Below are 21,400 nucleotides of genomic sequence, written 5' to 3'. Positions count from 1 at the left end.
GAATAAACATTTGACCTTATTTTAATGGTTCTTCTTCTACTTCACTGCGATAATAACCGTCCACTTCAGCAAAGAAATTCTGCTTCAGGGAGTCCAGAAGTTCGGGCTGTTGTGCCGCCATATTCTGTTGTTGAGTCCGGTCGGCTTTTACATTGAATAATCCGTATTCACCCAGATTACCTAATTCATTTCCGGTCAGGTTTCGTTCGGAACCTTTATAAGGAGGCATCATAATCCAGTCGCCCGAACGATAAGCCATACGTCCTTGCGCTTCCAACACTACATCCTTGCGGGCAGTCTGCTCTTTTCCGAAGAAAGCATCCAGATAGTTCCGACTATCCAAACCTTCCGGCAAATCGGCATGTATCATCGAACCCAGAGAAGCGAGAATATCTACCTGACAAACCAGTGCATCGGATACGACCGGCTGAATCTTTCCTTTCCAATAAACAAACAGAGGAATATGCGTACCACCGTCGAACAAACTATATTTACCTCCGCGCAGACCTCCTGCAGGAAGGTGATCGCCTGCCAGTTCGGGAGCACCGTCTTTGTAACCGTCATTCAGAACCGGCCCGTTATCGCTGGAGAAGATAATCAGTGTCTTTTCCAACAATCCTTCTTTCTTCAAGTGGGCAAGCAGTTCGCCGACACACCAGTCTGCCTCAACGATGGCATCGCCACGAGGCCCCATCGTTGTTTTGCCCACAAATCGCTGGTGGGGAGCACGAGGTACGTGAGGTTCGTGCAAGCCATAATACAGGAAGAAAGGAGCATTTTTGTGTTCAGTCACAAAGTTCTTTACCTTATCTACAAAATAGTCGGCCATATCCTCGTCTTTCCAACGGGCTTTCTGACCGCCTTTCATATATCCGATACGGGGAATTCCGTTTACTATAGAGTTATTGTGTCCGTGTGCCCACTGCATTTTCAGCATCTCCGGATGAGAAATGGCAGTCGGTTCGCCTTCAAAATTATGCTCGTAACTCACTTCGATGGGATCGGCCGGATCGAGTCCTACTACATCGCCGTTTTCCACGTAAACGGTCGGGACACGGTCATTGGTTGCTGCAATCAGGCAAGAATAGTCGAAACCGATTTCTTTTGCACCCGGTTTCACGGTTTCATTCCAATTGACATTTCCGTCTCCCATTCCCAAATGCCACTTTCCGATAGCTCCCGTCGCATAACCGCATTGCTGCATCATCTTCGGCAAGGTGAACTGATTTTCATTGATAATGAGAGGAGCGTCTCCCGGCAGAATTTTTGCTTCTTTATTTTTCCACGGATACATACCGGTCATCAACGCATAACGACTGGGAGTGGACGTTGCCGAAGTAGCATATCCGTTCGTGAAGCAGACTCCTCCATGAGCCAAGCTATCGATATTCGGAGTATGAATCGTAGTCGAGCCATAAGCACTGACATCGCCAAAGCCCAAATCATCGGCAAGAATCACAATCACATTCGGCTTTTCTTCCACTTGCTGAGAGGTACAGCTGACTAAAGATAATGTTGGAACAAGATAGATTAAGTTTTTCATAATAGTATGCAGTTAATAACGATGCAAATTTAGCCACCACTTGTTTATTTATATAGAACAAATGTTTAATAATGGGGAGTCATGTACATCCTGCAACGATTCCTTGGAAGATTATTACAAATATTTGGGCAAATATAAAAAGCCGGTTTCTACAGAAACACCTACCTTTGGTTATCATTAAATATCCAATTAATAATTCCAAAAAGACACCATCTACAATGAAAAACCTATTAATTTTCACAGTTACTCTCCTGATCCCTTTATGCAGTTGCTCGCAAACAGAAAATACGGACACTGATGAACCGGTGATTCCTCCCCCAAGCAACAATTACGTTCTGCAGGGCAGTATGCAAGGCAGCGCCGAATTAGTAGAAGCCGGCTACACTCAAATACACCAATATATGCGAAAGATTGGTTGGGACTATTCCGAACATCCCAACAGCTCTTCCTTAGACCACAAGGACGGAGTGCACGGAGAAGTTATTTATGATTTGTTTATTCGACAATACATTTTCAAACTCTCCATTCATGCCAATGAAAAAGCACTGGATGGAGACCGTGGCAAATTAATAGACCGCCAACGCAATGAGATGAAAACACAGACCACGCCTTCCTGGTATAAGTTAAACGGCAACTGGGATGAATGGCAACAACTAAAATGGAAGTTCAAGATTCCTAAAGATTTCCGTCCGTCCGGCAGTTTTACTCATTTACATCAACTAAAGGCACAGGAAGGCAACAACGGTTCACCCGTAATTACTATCACTGCACGAAGCAACGGAAACGGGAGTAATCGCCGTATACAAATCATTCATAACGGAGATACCGAAGAAACAACGAAAGGTACTATAATAGACAATCTCCCATTGGAAGATTTCGAAGATGAATGGATTCAGGTAGAAACTGAAATGCACTATACCCACAATGGCTCGTTTAGTATCACTTTAAGCCGACTCAGTGACGGGAAAAGACTTGTTCAACGTTCCTTTGATGACATAGATTTATGGAGGAAGGGAGCAATAAGTATCCGCAATAAATTCGGCATATACCGTAGTTTCGGCAAAACCCTGACGGATGAAAATGACCGTCCAACCAACGGAATCAAAGATGAACATATTCTACTGGCGGATTTCAAGGTATACGAGAAAAACACGAATCCTGATCCGCAACCGCATGATTAAGAAAAAACTGCTAAAATGACTAGATGAAAATGGGGAAGCCCAAACTTCCCTCATCTTCTATTTTCTATTTACCAATTGCAGTCGCCCAGTTATCAGCAAAACGGAAATTACCGACTCTGCCCTTATATCCTCTGCGATATCTGAATGAAATCCCTTTCAACCCATTCTTCAAATCATTCTCTTCACCGTCGGCAACAAGCGTAGCTTTAGGTTCCTTCTTACTCAATTCCGGATTAACAAAAAGGGAAGCCTGATTCTTGTCGTAATCGACTTTCAATATCAAAAGGTGGGTTTTGTCATAATCATAAGTTTCTGTTCCCTCTGTACGCATATTGCGTACAGAGACTCCAAACTTAATCTTATCCTTACCTTCGCGTGCAACAAACACCTTCCCTCTATTGGCTCCTCCCGTATAATTAATATCCAAAGCCACAAAATCGGCAAAGTTGCTACCTCCCAACTTGGAGAAGTTGGCTAGAAAAGCCAGATAATAGGTTCCCTTTCTATATTCCTTATTTACATCCGTAAGAGAATAAACACTAAAACGACTACCTTTGATATCAGCCGGAAAGTTGCCTATATCTATGGATAATCCTCCTTCCGGATACCCTTTATAAGAAAGCGCCTTGCCTACTAACGGACTTCCTACTCCTTCCAGCGGATTAGTGGAAAACGCCCCATTCCAGGAATCGGTACGAATCGGCTCTTTCTTATCACCATAAACAGCTTTTTCCAGTTGGTCACCTGGTTTATAATCTTTCAGGAGATCCTTTTTCAGAACTTGCGCATTTGCCAACAGAGCAAAAGACATGATTGCCACTGATAATACTACTTTTTTCATCACATTATTATTTTAATAATTATATTCATAAAAACTTGAAACGATCATTTCTGATAATACAAATCAAAAGTTATAGTTGCATTCTCATTATTCCAGGCAGAGTCCTGAGTAAAATCCACACCGATTGAAAGAATGCGCATGATACCAATCTTATCCCCCTTATGCGGTGTTTTGAAGGCGATCACGCTTCCAACTTCGAAAATAGACTCGTCTTTTGTTGTCTCATCCTTTTTAAACGTGCGTATATCCCGTCTTTTTATATCCATTCCGGCAAATGCATCCGTAGATAATTCTACCATCTTGCCATCCTTCACTTTATCAATAATAGCTTTCTGTGCTTCATCCGTTTCCGACAATATCAGGAATGTGGTCTTATTGGAGTAATAGTTTGGGAAGAGTCTCTCAACATCTTCAGCTTCAGAAGAAGAAGTCAGTCCTTCCAGTCTTTTTCCCTCACACCAGCAGTTTCTCAAATTCTTTCCAAGCCGTTCGGGACTTTGCAGATTAAAATCCATAGGGCTATTGCAGATGGTAGCAAAGTCTACTTCTCTTTCTCGCTCGGTAGTCAGAATACAAGCAGCTACCACTTCGCCCTTGTCGGCAATCATCATACTTCCGAAAGTAGAATTACGATGTGCTCCCAGTTTAAGATTAGGATAAGACAGCCATGCCATTACCGTTACCTGGCAAGCAGGAGACAATTCTATCTCTTTTTCACCATTCGCATAAACCAGTTTCACAGCTACCGTAGCAGTAGTCTCAAAAACCGGAACTTTGAATATCAGTGTTTCTTTTTCCAGACTTATGACTTCCGCTTCCGTCTCGCCAAACAAAACTTTTTCGATAGATGTCAGTTGCGTACCGGTAATGGTAATCAGCTCTCCCTCCGTTACCGTGGCAGGAAAATCCTCTGAGGTGACCGTCGGATCTTCCGGTACTCCGGGCTCTTCAGGCTCTGCCGGTTCCACCCGGGTATATCTGTAAGTCGTTTGTCTCGAAGCGTTGTAGCCGTAGGTTATCACCAATTCGTCATTATCAAATTCAAACCGGTTGATGAATCCGCGTTCATAGACGAGCAACGAATCTCCCGCCACCCGGTATTTTCCTTGCGGGTAATCGGTCACAAGATTATCATCCACATCGAATGTCTGTATAGTTGATGTATAGTCGCTGCCAAAAATGGCAAGCACTTTCGGATAAGCCCCTACACGTTGCCACGTCCCTTCTACGGAGTTCACTCCCAAGTTACCGCTATCCCATTCGGAATCATCGTTATCACATGCGGCAAATGCCCAAAGTATCAGCGGTAATATAATAAATATACTCTTTTTCATATCTTCCTTTCATTTAGTCATTAATCTTTCTGGAAATAGAAGTTCAAGGTCATCGAACCTTTAGTGTCGGAAACACTTTCCATCTGGACTGCTACAAGTTCCACAAAACCTATTGCCACCAGGTTCTTGCCATCCACATCACTATACACCAAAAGCAAATTGATGCCTCCAATATCAAATCCTTCCAGATTGGTCTTGTTATAGTTGTCATCCAAAAGCTTATAACGGGCTACCTGTTTGGTGCTGCCTGTCAGATTCAATCCGTCAGCTTTCGCCTGCTCGATGCTGATTTTCTCCAAAGTTCCATTTTTAATCTTATCCATATATGCTTTCTCTGCCGGAGTCGTTTCGAGCAGCTTGCGGAATCTCAGATTGAGTCCGTCGGCTTCGAGCGCCTTGCCGTTACATTTGAATTTATGAATATTCAGCTTTTTGGAGAACCCTGCCAACTGCATACCGTCGCTGTTTTGTGTAGCGCACAAATGGATAATCTCTTTATTATCCGCAAACTCACAAGGATTATAATATTTACCGGTTGTTCCGCTAAATAGATTCGCATTCTCACTGCCATGCCCGTAAAGGGTTATGTTTTTCCAGATATATACTTCGGGGACAATGACCTGGCAGTCTTCGGCCGTTTCCAGTTTCGTCTCGTCATAATAATAAAGAGTAATCTTCTTTGTGCCTGTGACCTCGTATTCCGCACTCAGCTGACAGGTCAGTACATCGGTTGCCCGTTTGGTGATTTCCGCTTTATATTCACCCACGAACACACTGTCTACTTGTGTAAGATTCACGCCTTTGATTTCAATCGAAGAGCCGGCGGAAGTCATTCTCGGATAGTCGCTGACCGACGGATAAGCCAGCTCCAGTGAGAAAGGCGTGCCGGAAGTACTCACCTGGCGAATCTCCGTCCCATACTGATAATTCAAAACAATATCCACCGCCTCATCTTTAAAGTAAGGTACTTCCACTTCTATTTCTTCCCGCGTCTGGGTGACAACCGTCGCCTCTTTGGTTCCGAAAAGTACGCCCGTCACAATGTCCAGGTTCTCTCCCGTCAGGCCAACAACGGTATACGGCCGGGACTTATTCACATAACCGGTCAGCTCGGGAATCACATATTCCATCGTAAAGCTTTCTGAGGTCTTTATACTCCCATAAGGAGTAAACACCTCAATAATGCCCGATACAACCTCATTCGTCACTCCGGCAATAACCAGTGAGCGGTTAATCCGATACTTCACGTCCGTCTTCACTCCACCTATCTTGATGGAGTCTACCTCTTGCAGGTTAGCGCCCGTGATACTGATCTCTGTTCCTGCCACTCCGTTCTTCGGACTAAAGTCGGTCACTTCGGGCGGATTCTGGTTCGCCTCAAACATGCTCAATTTCTCATTACAGGCAGTAATGCCCAGCAGTAGGGCAACGGCAGCCATTAATGTATATATATATCGATTCATATTCATTATTTCAAGTTTTTAAATTTACGGCAAAATGGTCTGTCACACACCTGAATATCCCGAATTCTGCGTAGCGTTCGGAGCAGTAATAATCACGTTGTAGGGAATAGGCAACAGTAATTGCCAGTTTTCCAAAAGCGGGTCTTTCACATATACGGGCGTTTTCTCGTTCGCATAGTAATCGGTCAGAGCACCTGTACTCTTATTGCGCATCTGTTCGGTCGTATAGTGTTTCCTCATTACATTTATCAATTGTTCCGTCCGGAGCAAATCGAACAAGCGGTGGTTCTCCAAAGCAAACTCCAGCCGTCTTTCTTTAGCCATCGCTGTCCGGTATTCCGACTTGGTTGTAATGGGCTGCACCTCTTCGACCTTCTTCAGTCCCGCCCGCAGACGGGTTGCGTTGATATAGTCGAGTGCATTTTGCGTGGGTCCGTTAAATTCATTTTCTATCTCACCCAACATTAGCAACACATCGGCAAACCTGAGAATAGGCCAGTCGTTTTCAGCATCATAACGCACCGTTACCGGACTTAGATACTTCGTCACATAAGACACATATTGCGTTGCCCCCTTCTGGTCAATCCAGAACTCCTTCAATATAACATCTTTCCGAGTCTCACCTGCTTCCGAATTATAGGTGCTGATCAAATCCTCCGTCGGACAGTTGTAGCCGTTTCCGCTACCGGTCAAAATCATATTCTCACTATTCACCGGAGCGAAATAATTGGCGAAAGGCGACCCCAGTCCGTTTCCTCCAGACAGATAGCGGGACACAAAAATCATCTCCTTATTCATCTCATTCGAAATACTGAACACATCCGCATACGAGCTTGTCACCAGTCCGTATCCGCTGTTCTTCTCCACATCTTCCAACAAGAGTTTGGCCTGAGTAAGCATCTCCTTGTCCATTCCATTTTTGGAAAGTGTCAGATATACCTTTCCAAGAAGCGTCTTTGCTCCCCATTGGTCTACGCGTCCGATATTACTGCTGTCATATTTAACGGGCAGTTTTCTGGAAGCATAATCCAGATCGTCAATAATCAACCGATAGACGGCATCCACCGTACTCCGCTCATAATTTTTAGCTTCCTCGGCCGTGATTCTTTCAGTCACAAGAAACAACGGTCCATACAGGCGAACCAGATTGAAGTAATGATAGGCACGGATAAAGCGGGCTTCGGCATCATACTGTTCTCTCAACGTCACGTTCGTCACCACCTGCGAATGTCCAAGCACTGTATTGCAATTCGCAATGTTATGATAAGCCTTTTCCCAATACGCATTATTGATCGTATTGGAAGGCTCCACCTTGAAAAGGTCCAGATTGGCAATCTCCAGACTAGTCCCGGTAGTCGATCCCTGTCCTTCATGCCTGGTATTGTCCGAACGGACCTCGGTCAAAAAGAATTCATTGTTCAATGTTCCGTGAATGCCATTGTAACAAGCCATCACGGCGGCGTTGATTTCTTCTGCGTTCCGATAGAAGTTCTCACTGTCCATCTGGTCGTAGGCTGCCCTGTTCAGGAAATCCTCGCAGCCGAACAGCAAAAATAAAGCCGGTAGATAAATTAGTATATTCTTCATGGTTCTCTCTTTTTTAAAAGTTAATATTCAGACCAGCACTGAAGGTGCGTTGAATAGGGAATGCTCCTCTCTGCAAAGCATTTCTGGCCATAGCCGTCCGGTATACTCCGCTTGCATAGCGGGCTTCGGGATTGATACCGCGATAGCCGTCCGACCACAGGTACAGAAGGTTCTGTGCGGAAACATAAACCCGCAATTTGGAAAGTCCTACTTTGCGTGCCGCCTTCCTCGGCAAGTCGTAACCCAGAGTGACATCACGCAGCGCGATAAATCCGGCATCCTCAATCTGATAGTCGGTCAGTGAATGCTGTATTCCGTTGTCGCGGAAAGGCGTTTTTCCATCGCCCGGATATTCGACGCTCAACCATCGGTTGGCCACGTACTTCGTATTCCACATACGGAACTCATTATAATTATTGTCGGTGTTATACACCTTTCCTCCTACCTGACCCTGAAGGGTGAATGCCAAATCGAAGTCGCGATACTTCAACGTATTCGTCATACCCCAGATAAAGTCAGGATAAGGATTGCCGAGAGGCACACGGTCGTTGTCGTCAATCACATCATCACCGTTCGTATTGGCTACACGTAATCCTCCCGGTTTGTCATTGATATGATGCGGATTATTGTCTATTTCTTCCTGACTCTTCCATACGCCGATTGTTTTGAATCCATAGAACTGGATCAGCGGATCACCCACACGGGCAATGTAGTATTCTTTATTTGAGCCCGGCGTGACTTGTTCGGACGGTCCGCCCAAGTCGAGCAGCCTGTTGCGCGTCAGTGACAGGTTGAAAGAAGTGCTCCATTTAAATTGTCGGTTGTTGATATTGTAAGTAGTCAGTTCCATCTCGAAACCACGGTTTCTCAGTTTACCCTCATTTGTCCAGGCTTGTGTATATCCGGCGATGCTGTTAACCGTTTTCTGATAGAGCAGACTTTTCGTGATAGAGTAATAGTAGTCGAAAGTCAGCCCGATGCGATTGTTCAGCAGAGAGATATCCAGACCGAAATTCGCCTGATTGGTTTGTTCCCACTGCAAGGCCCGGTTGCCCAGAGAAGCGGAGTTGTTGGCCAGTCCGGAGACAACCGAACCGTTGCCCTCGCCAAGGATATAACCTGCCGAATCGAGCAGGTCCGTATTAGCATAGCTTTCGATAGCATCCGTACCCGTCACACCGTAGCTCAATCGCAGTTTCAACTGATTCAGCCACTTCGCCCGTTCTTTGATGAATGATTCTTCCGAGATTCTCCATCCTGCCGATACGGAGGGGAACCATCCCCATTTATTATCTTTACCGAATTTGGAGCTTCCATCCGTACGCAAACTCACTGACAACAGATAGCGGTCTTTCAATGCATAATTGACACGGCTGAAATAAGAAACCATCGCATTGTCATTCTTCCATGTGCCGGTACGCAGGGTGGTACCTTCGTACTGGTCTATTCTTCCTGCCGCACTCAAGTAATGAATGTAATCGGTAGGAAAATCGAATCCCAGAATCCCCGTCCTCTTATTCGTATATTTATAGACAGAGGCTCCCAGCAGCCCATCCAACTGATGAATACCTTTGAACTTCTTACTGTAATTCAATGTATTCTCCGACGCCAGGTTGATAGACTTGCTGGAGGTATAATATCCACGATTGGAATCACCTGCACTTTTCGCCCCTACATTCTGATAAGTATCCGTCTCAGTAAAGTTGAAATTGAAACTATTGGAAGAGCGGAAACGCAATTCTTTCAGTAACTTGATATCGATATATCCCTGCAATTGCATACGGTATTGCCCTTTCGGACTAAAAACATTATCGATAATTCCACGGGGATTGTTGTTCGTCGATCCCCACGGGGTAGCTGTCACGGTCTTTTCCAGCCCCGTCTGCGGATCAATAGTTGTATAGGTCTTACCATTAAAATGCGAACCTCTCGTATATTCTCCTACCGGAACACCTGTAATGGCGGATGTCTCTTCGGTATGCTTCACCGGCATCCAGGAAGGGGTTCTCACAAAGTCCGTAAAGTTGGTTGCCGGACGTTCGGATTCGGTATAGGAAGGAGCGATGTTTATACCTACCGTCACGCGCTTGGACAAATCGGCGTCTATTCTCGCTTTTACATTATACCTTTTATAATAGTTCTTCAGCATCATGCCCTCGTCGCTGTTATAAGCACCGGAAATATAATACCGGATACCACTGCTACCACCACTGACGGAGAAGTCTACATTATAATAGTAAGCATTGTCGTTGAAGGCTTCCTGCTGCCAGTCCGTATTATTATTGATAGCTGCATACGCCATCTCTTGTGAAGACAATGATGTACCCAACAAATTATGTTCCCTGATGCGTAAATCCAGATATTCTTTCGTGCTCAGCACGGAATGCAACTTATAGTTCGACTTTACGCCCCACTTGGCTTTCACCGAATATTTAGGTTTGCTGATAACGCCGCCTTTAGTTGTAATCATGATAACACCGTTGGCTGCACGCGAACCGTAGATAGCCGCCGATGCGGCATCTTTCAGTACCTCGATGCTTTCCACATCACTCGGATTGAGCGATTCAAGACCGTCGCTCACCGGGAAGCCGTCGACGATAATCAGTGGATTGCTGCTGGCACTGAATGAAGAAGTACCTCGAATGGATATATCCGGATCGGCTCCCACCTCGGAAGTGGTGTTCAGAATCTGCACACCGGCCACCTTACCCAACAGCGCCTGATCCAGACGAGGGGTAGGAACGTCTTCGATACCGTCCATATTGACTTTTGTCACCGAACCGGACAAATGAGATTTCTGCTGCACACCATAGCCCACCACAACTACTTCGTCCAGTTGCTGCAAATCTTCGTGCATCACTACGCGTACCTCTTTCTTGTTCTTTACCGAAACTGTCTGGGTGGCGAAACCTACATAGGAGAATTTCAATGATGTTTTGTTCTTCGGCAGGCTGATGGAAAACTTACCATCCATATTCGTGATCGTTCCGCCGGAAGACCCTTCCACCATAACCGATACCCCGATGAGAGGCTCGTTATTCTTATCGACTACAACTCCGCCGACAACTGTGTTCTGTTGCGCCTCGTCCAAACCGGGCGAAAAAGCCAAAGCGGGAGTTCCAACTATAAATACCATGAAGAGGGTACTTATCAAAAAGATAGGAATTCTTTTCATATTACAATGTTTTTCATATTTACGTTCGCGGAAAAACAAAAACGATTCTTTCCCGGCCGGAGAAAGTTTTTCGGTTCATTCTTCCAGTTACAAAAATAGTGATAACAAGATAGAAGGCATTTACAGAATCCGTCAAAGAGTTGTAGGGAAGATTCTCCATTTGCAATAATCCTTCCAAAGCTTGTAAAAATAGCCCATAGATGTGTTGATACTATAAAATGAGTTTGTTAAGCCCTGCTTTTGCCCTTTTTTTATTATTTTTGCTAGACGAAAAGCATACACCCCAAATATAGTTCATTTATGAAGAAGCTGATATGTATTTTGCTGGTTTTTATCCTTCCACAAATCATTTTCGCAAATCAACGATACCATTTTTCCAATTTATCAGTCCAAAACGGACTATCACAGCTTCATGTCACTTGTATCTACCAGGACCGGCTGGGATATATGTGGTTCGGCACCCGCAACGGACTGAACAAGTTCAACGGCAATAACTTCGAAACTTTCTGGAATCATGCCGACGACGAATGCAGTATCAGCAACAATACCATCGCCTGCATCACCGAAGATGCGGAAGGCAACCTCTGGTTCGGAACGGAAAACGGACTGAACAAACTCGATAAACGCAGAAACGGGTTCAAACGGTATTACTTCGACCCTGAAGCTAATGCCGCCAACAATAAAATCATATCCCTCTTCACCGATAAGGAAGGCACGTTGTGGGTGGGAACCATCTCCGGCTTATATGTTTTTGATGCAAAGGAGGACATCTTGAAGGAGATCCCTCTGAAAGAACTGGCGAACAACTCCATAAGTACTATCATCGAGAAAGACGACCTTCTCTATATCGCTTCGAGTATGAGCGGACTGGTGATATACGATCCACGGAAGAACCGGGTGGTCCGTTCGTACCGCAAAGATCGAAGACGCTGCCTATCCCCTCCAATTATATTAAAGATGTATATATCGACAAGAAAGATAACATCTGGATAGGAACCTACAAAGACGGAGTTTGCGTCATCAGGCATGACTTATCGGAAGTGATATATTACAATACCGCCAACGGACTGTCCAACAACGATATCCGTTGCATCAAAGAATCTCCTGCAGGAGAAATGTGGATAGGTACTTTCGACGGACTGAATATCGTTAATCCTGTGACGAGCCGCATCGCTTCTTACAAACACGGAGCACAGGGCAGTCTGAGCCATCATTCGGTGTACAGCATACTCTTCGACCGGATGCAAACCATCTGGATCGGAACCTATGCCGGTGGAGTTGATTACTACAATCCTTACGGCCACCTGTTCGACTTTTACAATCCCGCCACCATCCTGAACGCCAATCTGGGCATTCTGGGCCCCGCCGTCGAATATGACGGAACACTCTATATCAGTTCGGAAGGCGGCGGACTGATTGCCTTCGACCTTGCTCAACAATCCTTCCGGCAATATACCCTACCTCACAAGGCTGACGGTTCGGTGAAAAATATCTTCAAGACTGTCTATCTGGACGGTGACCGCATCCTGTGCGGGACGAGCCAAGGTGAAGTATATGAATTCAACTTGAATACCCGTCAATTCTCCCTGTTCTACCAGACTACCGACCGGCGACCGATTTACCATATCAGCCGAAGCCGCGCCGGAGAAGTGATTATCGGTGCTATCAGTGTGACGGAAGGCTTGGTATTCATCTCCGACGACGGACAACGAAGCATACAAACTGAATTTCCCGTCAAAGGGAAAGGCGGTGTCCACTTCTCTCATGTGATTTGTGTATGTGAGGTCGACAACGATATTTTCCTAATCGGTACGAAGAACAACGGACTGTTCTGTTATGACAAGATCAACCACACGCTGCTCTCCTACAACGAGACAAACGGCCTCGCCGCCCAATATATCAGCAGCATACTGAAAGATCATTCCGGAAGGATATGGATCAGCAGCATCGACGGTGGTTTGAGTGAGCTTGTTCTTTCCACCGGACAGTTCACCACCTACAACGAGAAAAACGGATTAATGAACAACCAGATCTGCAAAATCGTAGAAGGGAACGATAACACCCTTTGGCTCAGCACACTGAACGGGATATCCAACCTCGACTTGCGTACCCGCGGCATTACCAATTATAATAAGGAAAGCGGCATACGTGTGCAGGAGTTTTCTCCATGCGCCGGCCTGCACCTATCGGGCAACCGCATCTTCTTTGCCGGAAACAACGGCTTCACACTGTTCAATCCCAACGACATCATCACCAATCCGAATGTCCCGCCCATCATCCTCGACAAACTGCATATCAACAACTGCCTCATACAAGCCGGCGATGAAGGCGACATCCTGAAAGAGAACATCTCCACCCAAAAGAAAATCGTACTGAAATACAATCAGACCAATATCACCATCGAATATTGCGCACTGAATTATATCTTCAACAACAAGAACCAATATGCCTACAAGCTGGAAGGCTTCGACCATGACTGGAATGAAGTAGGCAACCGCCGTACCGCCTATTATACCAATATCCCGTCGGGCACTTACAAATTCGTAGTGAAAGGCTCCAACAATGACGGCATCTGGAACGAAGAAGGCACGACATTGGAAATCGTGGTTCTTCCCCCGCTATGGAAGACCTGGTGGGCTTACCTCTTCTATGCAGTGGTGGCTATTGCTCTTATCGCTTTCATTATCCGCTATTTCACCGAAAAGAAACGTCTGCAAAACAACATCCGTCTCAAACAGATGGAAGCGGAAGTTCACGAAGAATATTATCAGGAACGCAATCGTCTCTTCACCAATTTCTCGCACGAACTGCGGACACCGCTTACGTTGATTATGGCTCCGTTGGAAGAGTTCGTAAAACGCACCGACCTGACGGATGATATTCATTATAAAGTGAAACTGATGCTACGCAACGCCCAGCGCCTGCTCCGCATTGTCAACAATCTGATGGACCTGCAAAAGAACGAAAGCGGAACCATGAAACTGCAAGTCTCCGAGAACGACATGATAAAATTCACGCACGAAGCTGTCTCTTCTTTCCAGGACTTAGCATTATATCGGAACATTCATCTGAAGTTCAAACATTCCATTGACTGCCAACCTGTATGGTTCGACTGGAATTTGTTGGAGAAAGTCTATTTCAACTTCCTCTCCAATGCCTTCAAGAATGTGCCGGACGGGGGAACCGTATCCGTAGAACTGGACGTCAAGCCCTATTCCGAACTTACTTTCTTCCTGCCTGCCAAACTGAATAAATATAAGAATACGGAGATACGATATCTCACCATTTCCATCCAGGACAATGGTGTCGGCATTGCTCCCGATGAATTGGAGAAGATCTTCCAACCATTCTACCAAGTGGCTCAGAACGAACATTCCAAATCGGGAACCGGCATCGGACTAAGCCTCAGCAAGGCAATTATAGAGATGCATCACGGAGTGGTGTGGGCAGAAAACGCAACCGGAGCGAATATGTCCGGTGTAGGCTTATCAAGCTCCGGTGCAGTATTCAAATTTGTACTGCCGGTCGACAAAAGTCTTTTCGCTCCCGAAATGATAATCGAATCGGCCGAAGATAAAGCCGTATCTTTCAGCGTTGAGCTTCCGGACGCCGCTTACGAACCGGACAATTCCTCCAGAAAGCAAGCTACGATTCTGGTAGTGGAGGACAATCGCGACCTGAACAATTATATCTGTTCCTGCCTGGCGGATAGATACAATGTAGTGGGCGTGACAAACGGCGAAGACGCTCTTGCCAAAGCGGTCTATCTGCTTCCCAACCTGATTATCACCGACCTGATGATGCCCAAGATGAATGGTATCGAACTGATCCGTCGGTTGAAGAAGGATATGAATACCAGCCATATCCCGATTATTATGGTGACGGCAAAGACTGGCACGGACGATATCAAAGAAGGCTATGCAGCAGGTGCTGACGAATATATCACAAAACCTTTCGACGCCTCCATCCTGAAAATCAGAGTAGACAACCTGATCCAAAGCCGCGAGAAACTGAAAGAGCTGTATAGCAAAAACTTCTCACTCGAATCACTCGGTGTCGACGTGACTTCCGTCGATGAGAAGTTTATGCAAAAGCTATATGCCACTCTGCAACAGAATATCGCCAATTCGGACTTAAACCTGGATGCCTTCTGCAAAGAACTCGGACTAAGCAAATCGAACCTTTACCGCAAGATTAAGCAAATCACCGGATACTCTCCCAATGAGTTTATCCGTAATTTCCGGTTGGAGACAGCCGCCAAGATGCTAAAAGAAACGGATATGTCGATAACGGAAGTATATTGTGCCGTAGGTTATAATAGCCTGGCTTACTTCTCTAACAGTTTCAAAACACTGTACGGAGTATCTCCGTCGGAGTTTAAGAACAGGTCGGAGGGCGAAAGAGAATAAAACCTTGTAGACACGGTGTTCACGGCAAACGATAGATTTGTAATATTCCGTCATTCATTTGTAAAATGAGGTATTTTCGATGGAAGGGGCGTTTTTATAAGTATTAGACTTACCTTTATAATCAATTTTCCTCAAGATGCGATAACTTTGAAATCGAAAAGCTGGAAATACTATGGACATCAAGAAAGTAACATTCATTATCGCTTCATCACTTGTGCTCTGCTTCATGGCGAGTGCACAAAGTAAGTTGATATCAATCAATGAGAAGGGAAAGCTCTCTTATCATTCGTATACAGACAAAGGAGATTTACTCCCCGATTTCTCTTTCTGCGGTTATAAGGGCGGTGGAGTGGCCATTCCCCATATAAAGGTAACCGCCTCTATCAGTCCTTCGCCCAACAAAGAGGACGATACCCCTTTTATACAGGCCGTAATAGACAAAGTAGCAAAATTGCAACCGGATGAAGATGGATTCAGGGGATGCATCCTGCTCAGAAAAGGCGTATATCATATAGCAAGCCCTATCCGGATTACAGCAAGCGGCATTGTGCTTCGCGGCGAAGGGAATAATAAGGAGAGCGGAACGGTACTCATTGCCACCTCTCCCAGGAAATACAATGTCATAGAGGTCGGCTTTAACGGAAAAGCCAAATACAACACCAACGATGTACAGGAAATTATCGACAAATATGTTCCTTCGGGCACACGTATCCTCCATGTGAAGAATGCGGATAAACATTTTCGTACTGGCGACGACGTAATTGTCCGACGCCCCAGTACGGCAGCGTGGATTCAGACCATCGGCATGGATTCCATCGCCCCCCGCCCCCGCAAAGGAGAAACTACATGGGAGGCTTTCGAACGTTTCCGCCGCGAAGGAAAAGATACGGACATGAACGGAACGATCCAATGGAAACCGGGGAGCAAGGATCTGACGTTCGAACGGAAAATTGTATCAGTGAAAAAAGACGAAATCACACTGAATATCCCGTTGACGAACGCTTTGCAGAAGGAGTTCGGTGGAGGAACCATCTATAAATACAGGTATGACAAACGCTTCACACAATGTGGCGTAGAGAATCTGTACGGCATGTGCATCTATGATGAGTCGGTTAAAAAGAGCTATCGGGGCATAGGCGAATACTGCTGCGACGAGAACCATGCCAATACATTCGTTGCTCTCCGGACGGTCGAGAATGCATGGGTACGCAATGTCAGCGTAGAGCATTTTGACTGTTGTGTGACTACCACTTCTGCCACCAAATATATCACGGGACAAGACCTTTCCGCCATCAACCCCATCTCGCAGATTACCGGAGGAAGACGGTATGCTTACCACATCAACGGCGGACAAATGTGTCTGTTCCAACGTTGCTACTCCAGCCATCACCGTCACGAATTTGTATTGGGGGCCACTACTCCCGGGCCAAACGCTTTTGTAGACGGTTATGGTGAAATGACCTTTGCTTCCAGCGAACCGCATCACCGCTGGTCGGCCGGATGCTTATGGGACAATATAGTATTGAAAGGTCCGAGTGCATCACTCATGGCAGCCAACCGGGGATCGATGGGTTCGGGACACGGATGGGCTGGCGCGCAAATGGTATTCTGGAATTGTGCCGCCCCGCTGATTTTGGTCATGCAGCCGCCTACGGCACAGAACTTTGCCATCGGACTGCAAGCCACAGAAGTAGACAATAGCAAAGAAGCCCGGTCCGGTGCGAAATCGACCTTCAACAGCATCGTCAACACTTCGATGATAGATATGAAATATAAAGACCAACCGATAAACGGAACCGGATGGACCGAGCAGACAGCCGGAACAGTGGTTCCTTCGAGCCTGTATTACTATCAGTTACGTGACCGCCTTGGAAAGTCGGCACTCAAGAAAGTAATGGACGAACCACAGTACAATAAATATTTCAACCGATAAAGATAACCATGAAGAAGATTCTATCAATCATACTCACCCTAACTCTCTCCGCAACCGTTTTTGCGCAACCTCTGCCCAAAAAGCTTGAACATAACGAGAAAATGGCCTGGTGGCGCAATGCCAAATTCGGCATGTTCGTGCACTGGGGACCTTACTGCCTGTACGGCGGCGTATACAACGGATTCAACCAAAGACGAGGCGGTGCGGAATGGATTATGAACCGTTGCAAAATACCTGTACGTGAATATCGTGCGAAAGCCTGCACCTTCAATCCCGTGGACTTCAATGCCGAGGAACTGGTGCTGACTGCCAAAAATGCAGGTATGAAGTATATCATATTCACCACCAAACACCATGACGGATTCGCGATGTTCAAAAGCAATGCCAGCGAATTCAATATCGTAGACTACACCCCGTTCAAACGTGATATCGTAGACGAACTGGCAAAAGCCTGCCGTAAGCACCATATAAAACTGGGATTTTATTATTCCCAGACACAGGACTGGTGCAACCCCGGCGGCGGCACTATCCGCAAAGAAATGAAAGAAGGATGGGCAAACCCTGATTCGGTAGCCATCGACAATTTTACCCAAGAGAATCTGGGAGGTTGGGATTGCCTGCAACGTTCCGCCTCTCTGGATGATTATTTCAGAAAGGTAGCCATCCCGCAAATCAAAGAACTACTGACGAATTATGGTGACGTAGCCGTCATGTGGTGGGATACCCCGCACCGTATCAGCAAAGAGACAGCGGCGGAAATCACTGCCGAACTCGCAAAGTATCCGCAGGTAATTACCAACGACCGGTTGCGCCGTCCCGATTTTCCCGGCGACTATAAGACTCCCGAAGGACGTATCCCCCACGCAAAGGACATCGAACGCGTAGACTGGGAGACGTGTATGAATATCGGCAGCTCCTGGGGATACAAAAGCTGGGAGAAGAACTGGAAAAGTGCGGAAACAATTATCCGTAATCTCAATACCATTGCCGCCCGTGGCGGCAACTACCTGCTCAACGTCGGCCCCGACCCGACAGGTGTTGTGCCTGCTCCCGCACTGGACTGCCTGAGAAAAGTAGGCGAATGGATGCGGGTGAACGGTGAAGCGATTTACGCAACACAGCGCAGCGAAATATTTCCTCCCTGGGGCGAATGTATCCGGAAAGACGAAAAGAAGAACTCCGTATATTATCTCTCCGTCTTTCAATGGCCGGAAGACGGCAAACTGGCATTCGACACGAAATATACAGTGAAGGAAGCAATGCTGCTGGCCGACGGTACGAAACTGAAATTTACTAAAACGCCCGGCGGCATTACGATACAAGTTCCCACGCAGGCTCCTGACAAGATAGCTACGGTTGTCAGACTGGAATTGAAAGAGAAACTGCCCGCAATCCAATTAATATCCAACACCGCGAAAGCATTCGAAATAGCTGACGAATGAGAATCTACGGACGAATAAAAAATAGCAGACGATGAATATGAAGGTACGAAGTATATGGTTTTCAGGATGTATATTCCTTTCCACGACATTAACGTTTGGAAAAGAATACAAGCTTTGGTATAACGCTCCGGCTACCGTATGGGAAGAAGCTCTTCCTATCGGTAACGGACGTATCGGAGCGATGGTATATGGCAACCCGCTACAGGAAGTATATCAACTGAACGAAGAATCGATCTGGTCGGGCTATCCGCAGGACTGGAACAACCCCAAAGCCGCGAACGCGTTGCCACAGGTACGGGAAGCTGTCGACCGCGGAGACTATGCCAAGGCAAGCGAACTCTGGAAAGCCAATGCACAAGGTCCGTATACAGCCCGTTACCTGCCTATGGCAAACCTGATGCTCGACCAACTGACGCGGGGGGAAGCCCGGAATCTGTATCGTGAACTCAACATATCGAACGCACTGTCTACCGTCACCTACGAAGCGGACGGAGTGAAATACCGCCGCACTTCCTTTATCTCCTATCCGGACCAGGTGATGGTCATAAAAATAGCCGCAGACCGTCCCCAGGCGGTATCGCTCCATATTCGCTTGAACAGCCTGCTGCGCTATACCGTGCAGACAAAAGGGGAAAAGACACTGATCCTGAACGGCAAAGCCCCCGCCTATGTTGCCAATCGTGACTACGACCCACATCAGGTGGTATACGATGACAAACGGGGGACACAATTCAAAGTGCAAGTGGAACTGCTGCCGGATGGCGGTCACTGTGAGGCAAACGACTCTGCACTGACCGTTCGCAATGCAAATGAAGTAGTGCTGCTACTCTCTGCCGTCACCGATTTCGGGAATAAGAAAATGACACTCAAAAAATGCAAGCGTCCCTATCAGGAATTACTGCAACGACACACGGATGACCATCAGCAACTCTTCAACCGCCTGCAACTATCACTGGGCACAGAGAATCTGCAAAAAGAAGCACTCCCCACCAACGAACGTTTAAAAAGCTTCGAACAAGACCCCACTGACAACGGATTGACGGAACTCTACTATCAATACGGTCGTTACCTGCTGATTGCCTCTTCCCGCCCGGGCGGGCTGCCCGCCAATCTGCAAGGCATCTGGAACCGGCACGTTCAACCGCCTTGGGGATCGAATTATACGACCAACATTAATACTGAGATGTGGAACCGGCACGTTCAACCGCCTTGGGGATCGAATTATACGACCAACATTAATACTGAGATGAATTACTGGCCGGCGGAAATAACCAATCTTCCGGAATGCTTCCTGCCATTGTCCGATTTCATCGGCCGCCTGGCTGTCAATGGCGCACAAACGGCCAAAGTTAACTATGGCATCAATCGCGGATGGCTGGCCCACCATAACTCGGACGTCTGGGCACAAACCGCTCCGACCGGAGGCTATGATTCCGATCCGAAAGGCGCACCTCGATGGTCGTGCTGGCCAATGGCAGGCGTATGGCTCTGTCAGCATCTATGGGAACACTATGCCTTCGGCGGCGATAAAAAATACTTGTCCAAAACGGCTTATCCCCTGATGAAAGGCGCAGCCGAATTCCTGCTGCAATGGCTGCAAAAAGATCCGGAAACAGGCTACTGGATTACCAACCCATCCACTTCACCCGAGAATCGCTTCCGCTATATCGACAAGGAAGGAAAGAAACAGAACGGAGAGATCAGCCGTTCATCCGGTATGGATCTCGGTCTGGCATGGGACTTACTGACCAACTGCATCGAAGCAAGTACGGTGCTGGATACGGACAAAGCATTTCGCCAGCAGTGCATGGATGTACGCGCCAACCTGCAACCGTTCCGCATCGGTTCAAAAGGACAACTACTCGAATGGGATAAAGAGTTTGAAGAGACAGACCCTAACCATCGCCATGTATCCCATCTGTTCGCCCTGCACCCCGGACGACAGATTATCCCCGAACAGCAGCCGGAACTGGCAGCCGCCTGCCAACGGACACTCGAAATCCGCGGAGACGGCGGCACAGGCTGGGCTATGGCATGGAAAATTAACTTCTGGGCACGTCTGCGCGACGGTAATCATGCTTTCGGGATGCTGAAAAACGGATTGAGATACGTAGATGCCACCCAAGTCAGCGTCCGTGGAGGGGGTACATACGCCAATCTCTTCGATGCCCATCCCCCTTTCCAGATTGACGGAAACTTCGGAGGAACGGCAGGCATTACGGAAATGCTGCTGCAAAGCCATGCGGGATACATACACCTGCTACCTGCCCTGCCGGACAACTGGCAAAGCGGAAGTATCAAAGGCGTCCGCGCCAGAGGCGGATTCACCATCGACATGGAATGGAAAGAAAGCAGGATTACCCGGCTGTCCGTTACTTCCCATTCGGGAGGAACCTGCCGGATACGCGAAGCGACCTCACCCCACGAAGAAGTGATTGAAACGGAAAAGGGAAAGACGTATCAAGTGAAATAAAAAAAGACTGCTTATCAAG

General features: G+C 46.8%; 12 protein-coding genes. 6 read left to right on the top strand and 6 right to left on the bottom strand.

From position 1 onward, the window contains the following. Nucleotides 1-16 precede the first annotated feature (16 nt). On the bottom strand, nt 17-1,543 hold the full coding sequence (locus DXA05_RS18020; protein ID WP_128859451.1) for a sulfatase-like hydrolase/transferase: 1,527 nt from the start codon (nt 1,541-1,543) through the stop codon (nt 17-19). Between the two features lie 218 nt (nt 1,544-1,761). Between DXA05_RS18020 and DXA05_RS18015 the strand changes: the two genes are divergently transcribed. Beyond that, entirely contained in the window at nt 1,762-2,724 is a 963-nt protein-coding gene (locus tag DXA05_RS18015) for a polysaccharide lyase (RefSeq protein WP_225450084.1), read from the top strand. A gap of 64 nt (nt 2,725-2,788) precedes the next feature. Here DXA05_RS18015 and DXA05_RS18010 read toward each other — a convergent pair whose 3' ends face one another. From DXA05_RS18010 to DXA05_RS17990, 5 genes are read right to left on the bottom strand one after another with little or no spacing between them, the layout of a single operon-like run. Then, nucleotides 2,789-3,565 carry a hypothetical protein gene (locus DXA05_RS18010; protein ID WP_004322903.1) on the bottom strand — a complete coding sequence of 259 codons (777 nt, stop codon included), beginning with the start codon at nt 3,563-3,565 and terminating at the stop codon, nt 2,789-2,791. Between the two features lie 44 nt (nt 3,566-3,609). Next, nucleotides 3,610-4,899 carry an IPT/TIG domain-containing protein gene (locus DXA05_RS18005; RefSeq protein WP_004322902.1) on the bottom strand — a complete coding sequence of 430 codons (1,290 nt, stop codon included), beginning with the start codon at nt 4,897-4,899 and terminating at the stop codon, nt 3,610-3,612. A 20-nt stretch (nt 4,900-4,919) separates the two neighbouring features. After that, nucleotides 4,920-6,362 carry an IPT/TIG domain-containing protein gene (locus tag DXA05_RS18000; RefSeq protein WP_225451417.1) on the bottom strand — a complete coding sequence of 481 codons (1,443 nt, stop codon included), beginning with the start codon at nt 6,360-6,362 and terminating at the stop codon, nt 4,920-4,922. 42 nt (nt 6,363-6,404) lie between these two features. Then, on the bottom strand, nt 6,405-7,949 hold the full coding sequence (locus DXA05_RS17995; protein WP_004322900.1) for a RagB/SusD family nutrient uptake outer membrane protein: 1,545 nt from the start codon (nt 7,947-7,949) through the stop codon (nt 6,405-6,407). A gap of 13 nt (nt 7,950-7,962) precedes the next feature. Beyond that, on the bottom strand, nt 7,963-11,124 hold the full coding sequence (locus DXA05_RS17990; protein ID WP_270293264.1) for a TonB-dependent receptor: 3,162 nt from the start codon (nt 11,122-11,124) through the stop codon (nt 7,963-7,965). 300 nt (nt 11,125-11,424) lie between these two features. On the opposite strand from DXA05_RS17990, the gene DXA05_RS27855 reads away from it, so the two are divergent. From DXA05_RS27855 to DXA05_RS17970, 5 genes are all read left to right on the top strand, one after another. Further along, nucleotides 11,425-12,117 (top strand): two-component regulator propeller domain-containing protein, encoded by a 693-nt coding sequence (locus DXA05_RS27855; protein ID WP_284515605.1) that lies wholly within the window; start codon nt 11,425-11,427, stop codon nt 12,115-12,117. After that, nucleotides 12,000-15,533, top strand: a complete 3,534-nt coding sequence (locus tag DXA05_RS17985; RefSeq protein WP_347812614.1) for a response regulator — start codon at nt 12,000-12,002, stop codon at nt 15,531-15,533. The genes DXA05_RS27855 and DXA05_RS17985 overlap by 118 nt, the downstream gene beginning before the upstream one ends. A gap of 172 nt (nt 15,534-15,705) precedes the next feature. Continuing rightward, the gene (locus tag DXA05_RS17980; RefSeq protein WP_128859450.1) at nt 15,706-17,466 is read left to right on the top strand and encodes a pectate lyase; all 1,761 of its coding nucleotides are present in this window, start codon (nt 15,706-15,708) and stop codon (nt 17,464-17,466) included. A gap of 8 nt (nt 17,467-17,474) precedes the next feature. Beyond that, nucleotides 17,475-18,908, top strand: a complete 1,434-nt coding sequence (locus tag DXA05_RS17975; protein ID WP_004322896.1) for an alpha-L-fucosidase — start codon at nt 17,475-17,477, stop codon at nt 18,906-18,908. A gap of 31 nt (nt 18,909-18,939) precedes the next feature. After that, nucleotides 18,940-21,381, top strand: a complete 2,442-nt coding sequence (locus DXA05_RS17970) for a glycoside hydrolase family 95 protein (protein ID WP_128859449.1) — start codon at nt 18,940-18,942, stop codon at nt 21,379-21,381. Nucleotides 21,382-21,400 lie beyond the last annotated feature (19 nt).

This window comes from Bacteroides sp. AM54-2NS, from assembly GCF_003602935.1.
Lineage (GTDB): Bacteria > Bacteroidota > Bacteroidia > Bacteroidales > Bacteroidaceae > Bacteroides > Bacteroides xylanisolvens.
Note: the sequence above shows the minus strand (reverse complement) of the source record. Positions and strands in the feature narration are given on the sequence as shown.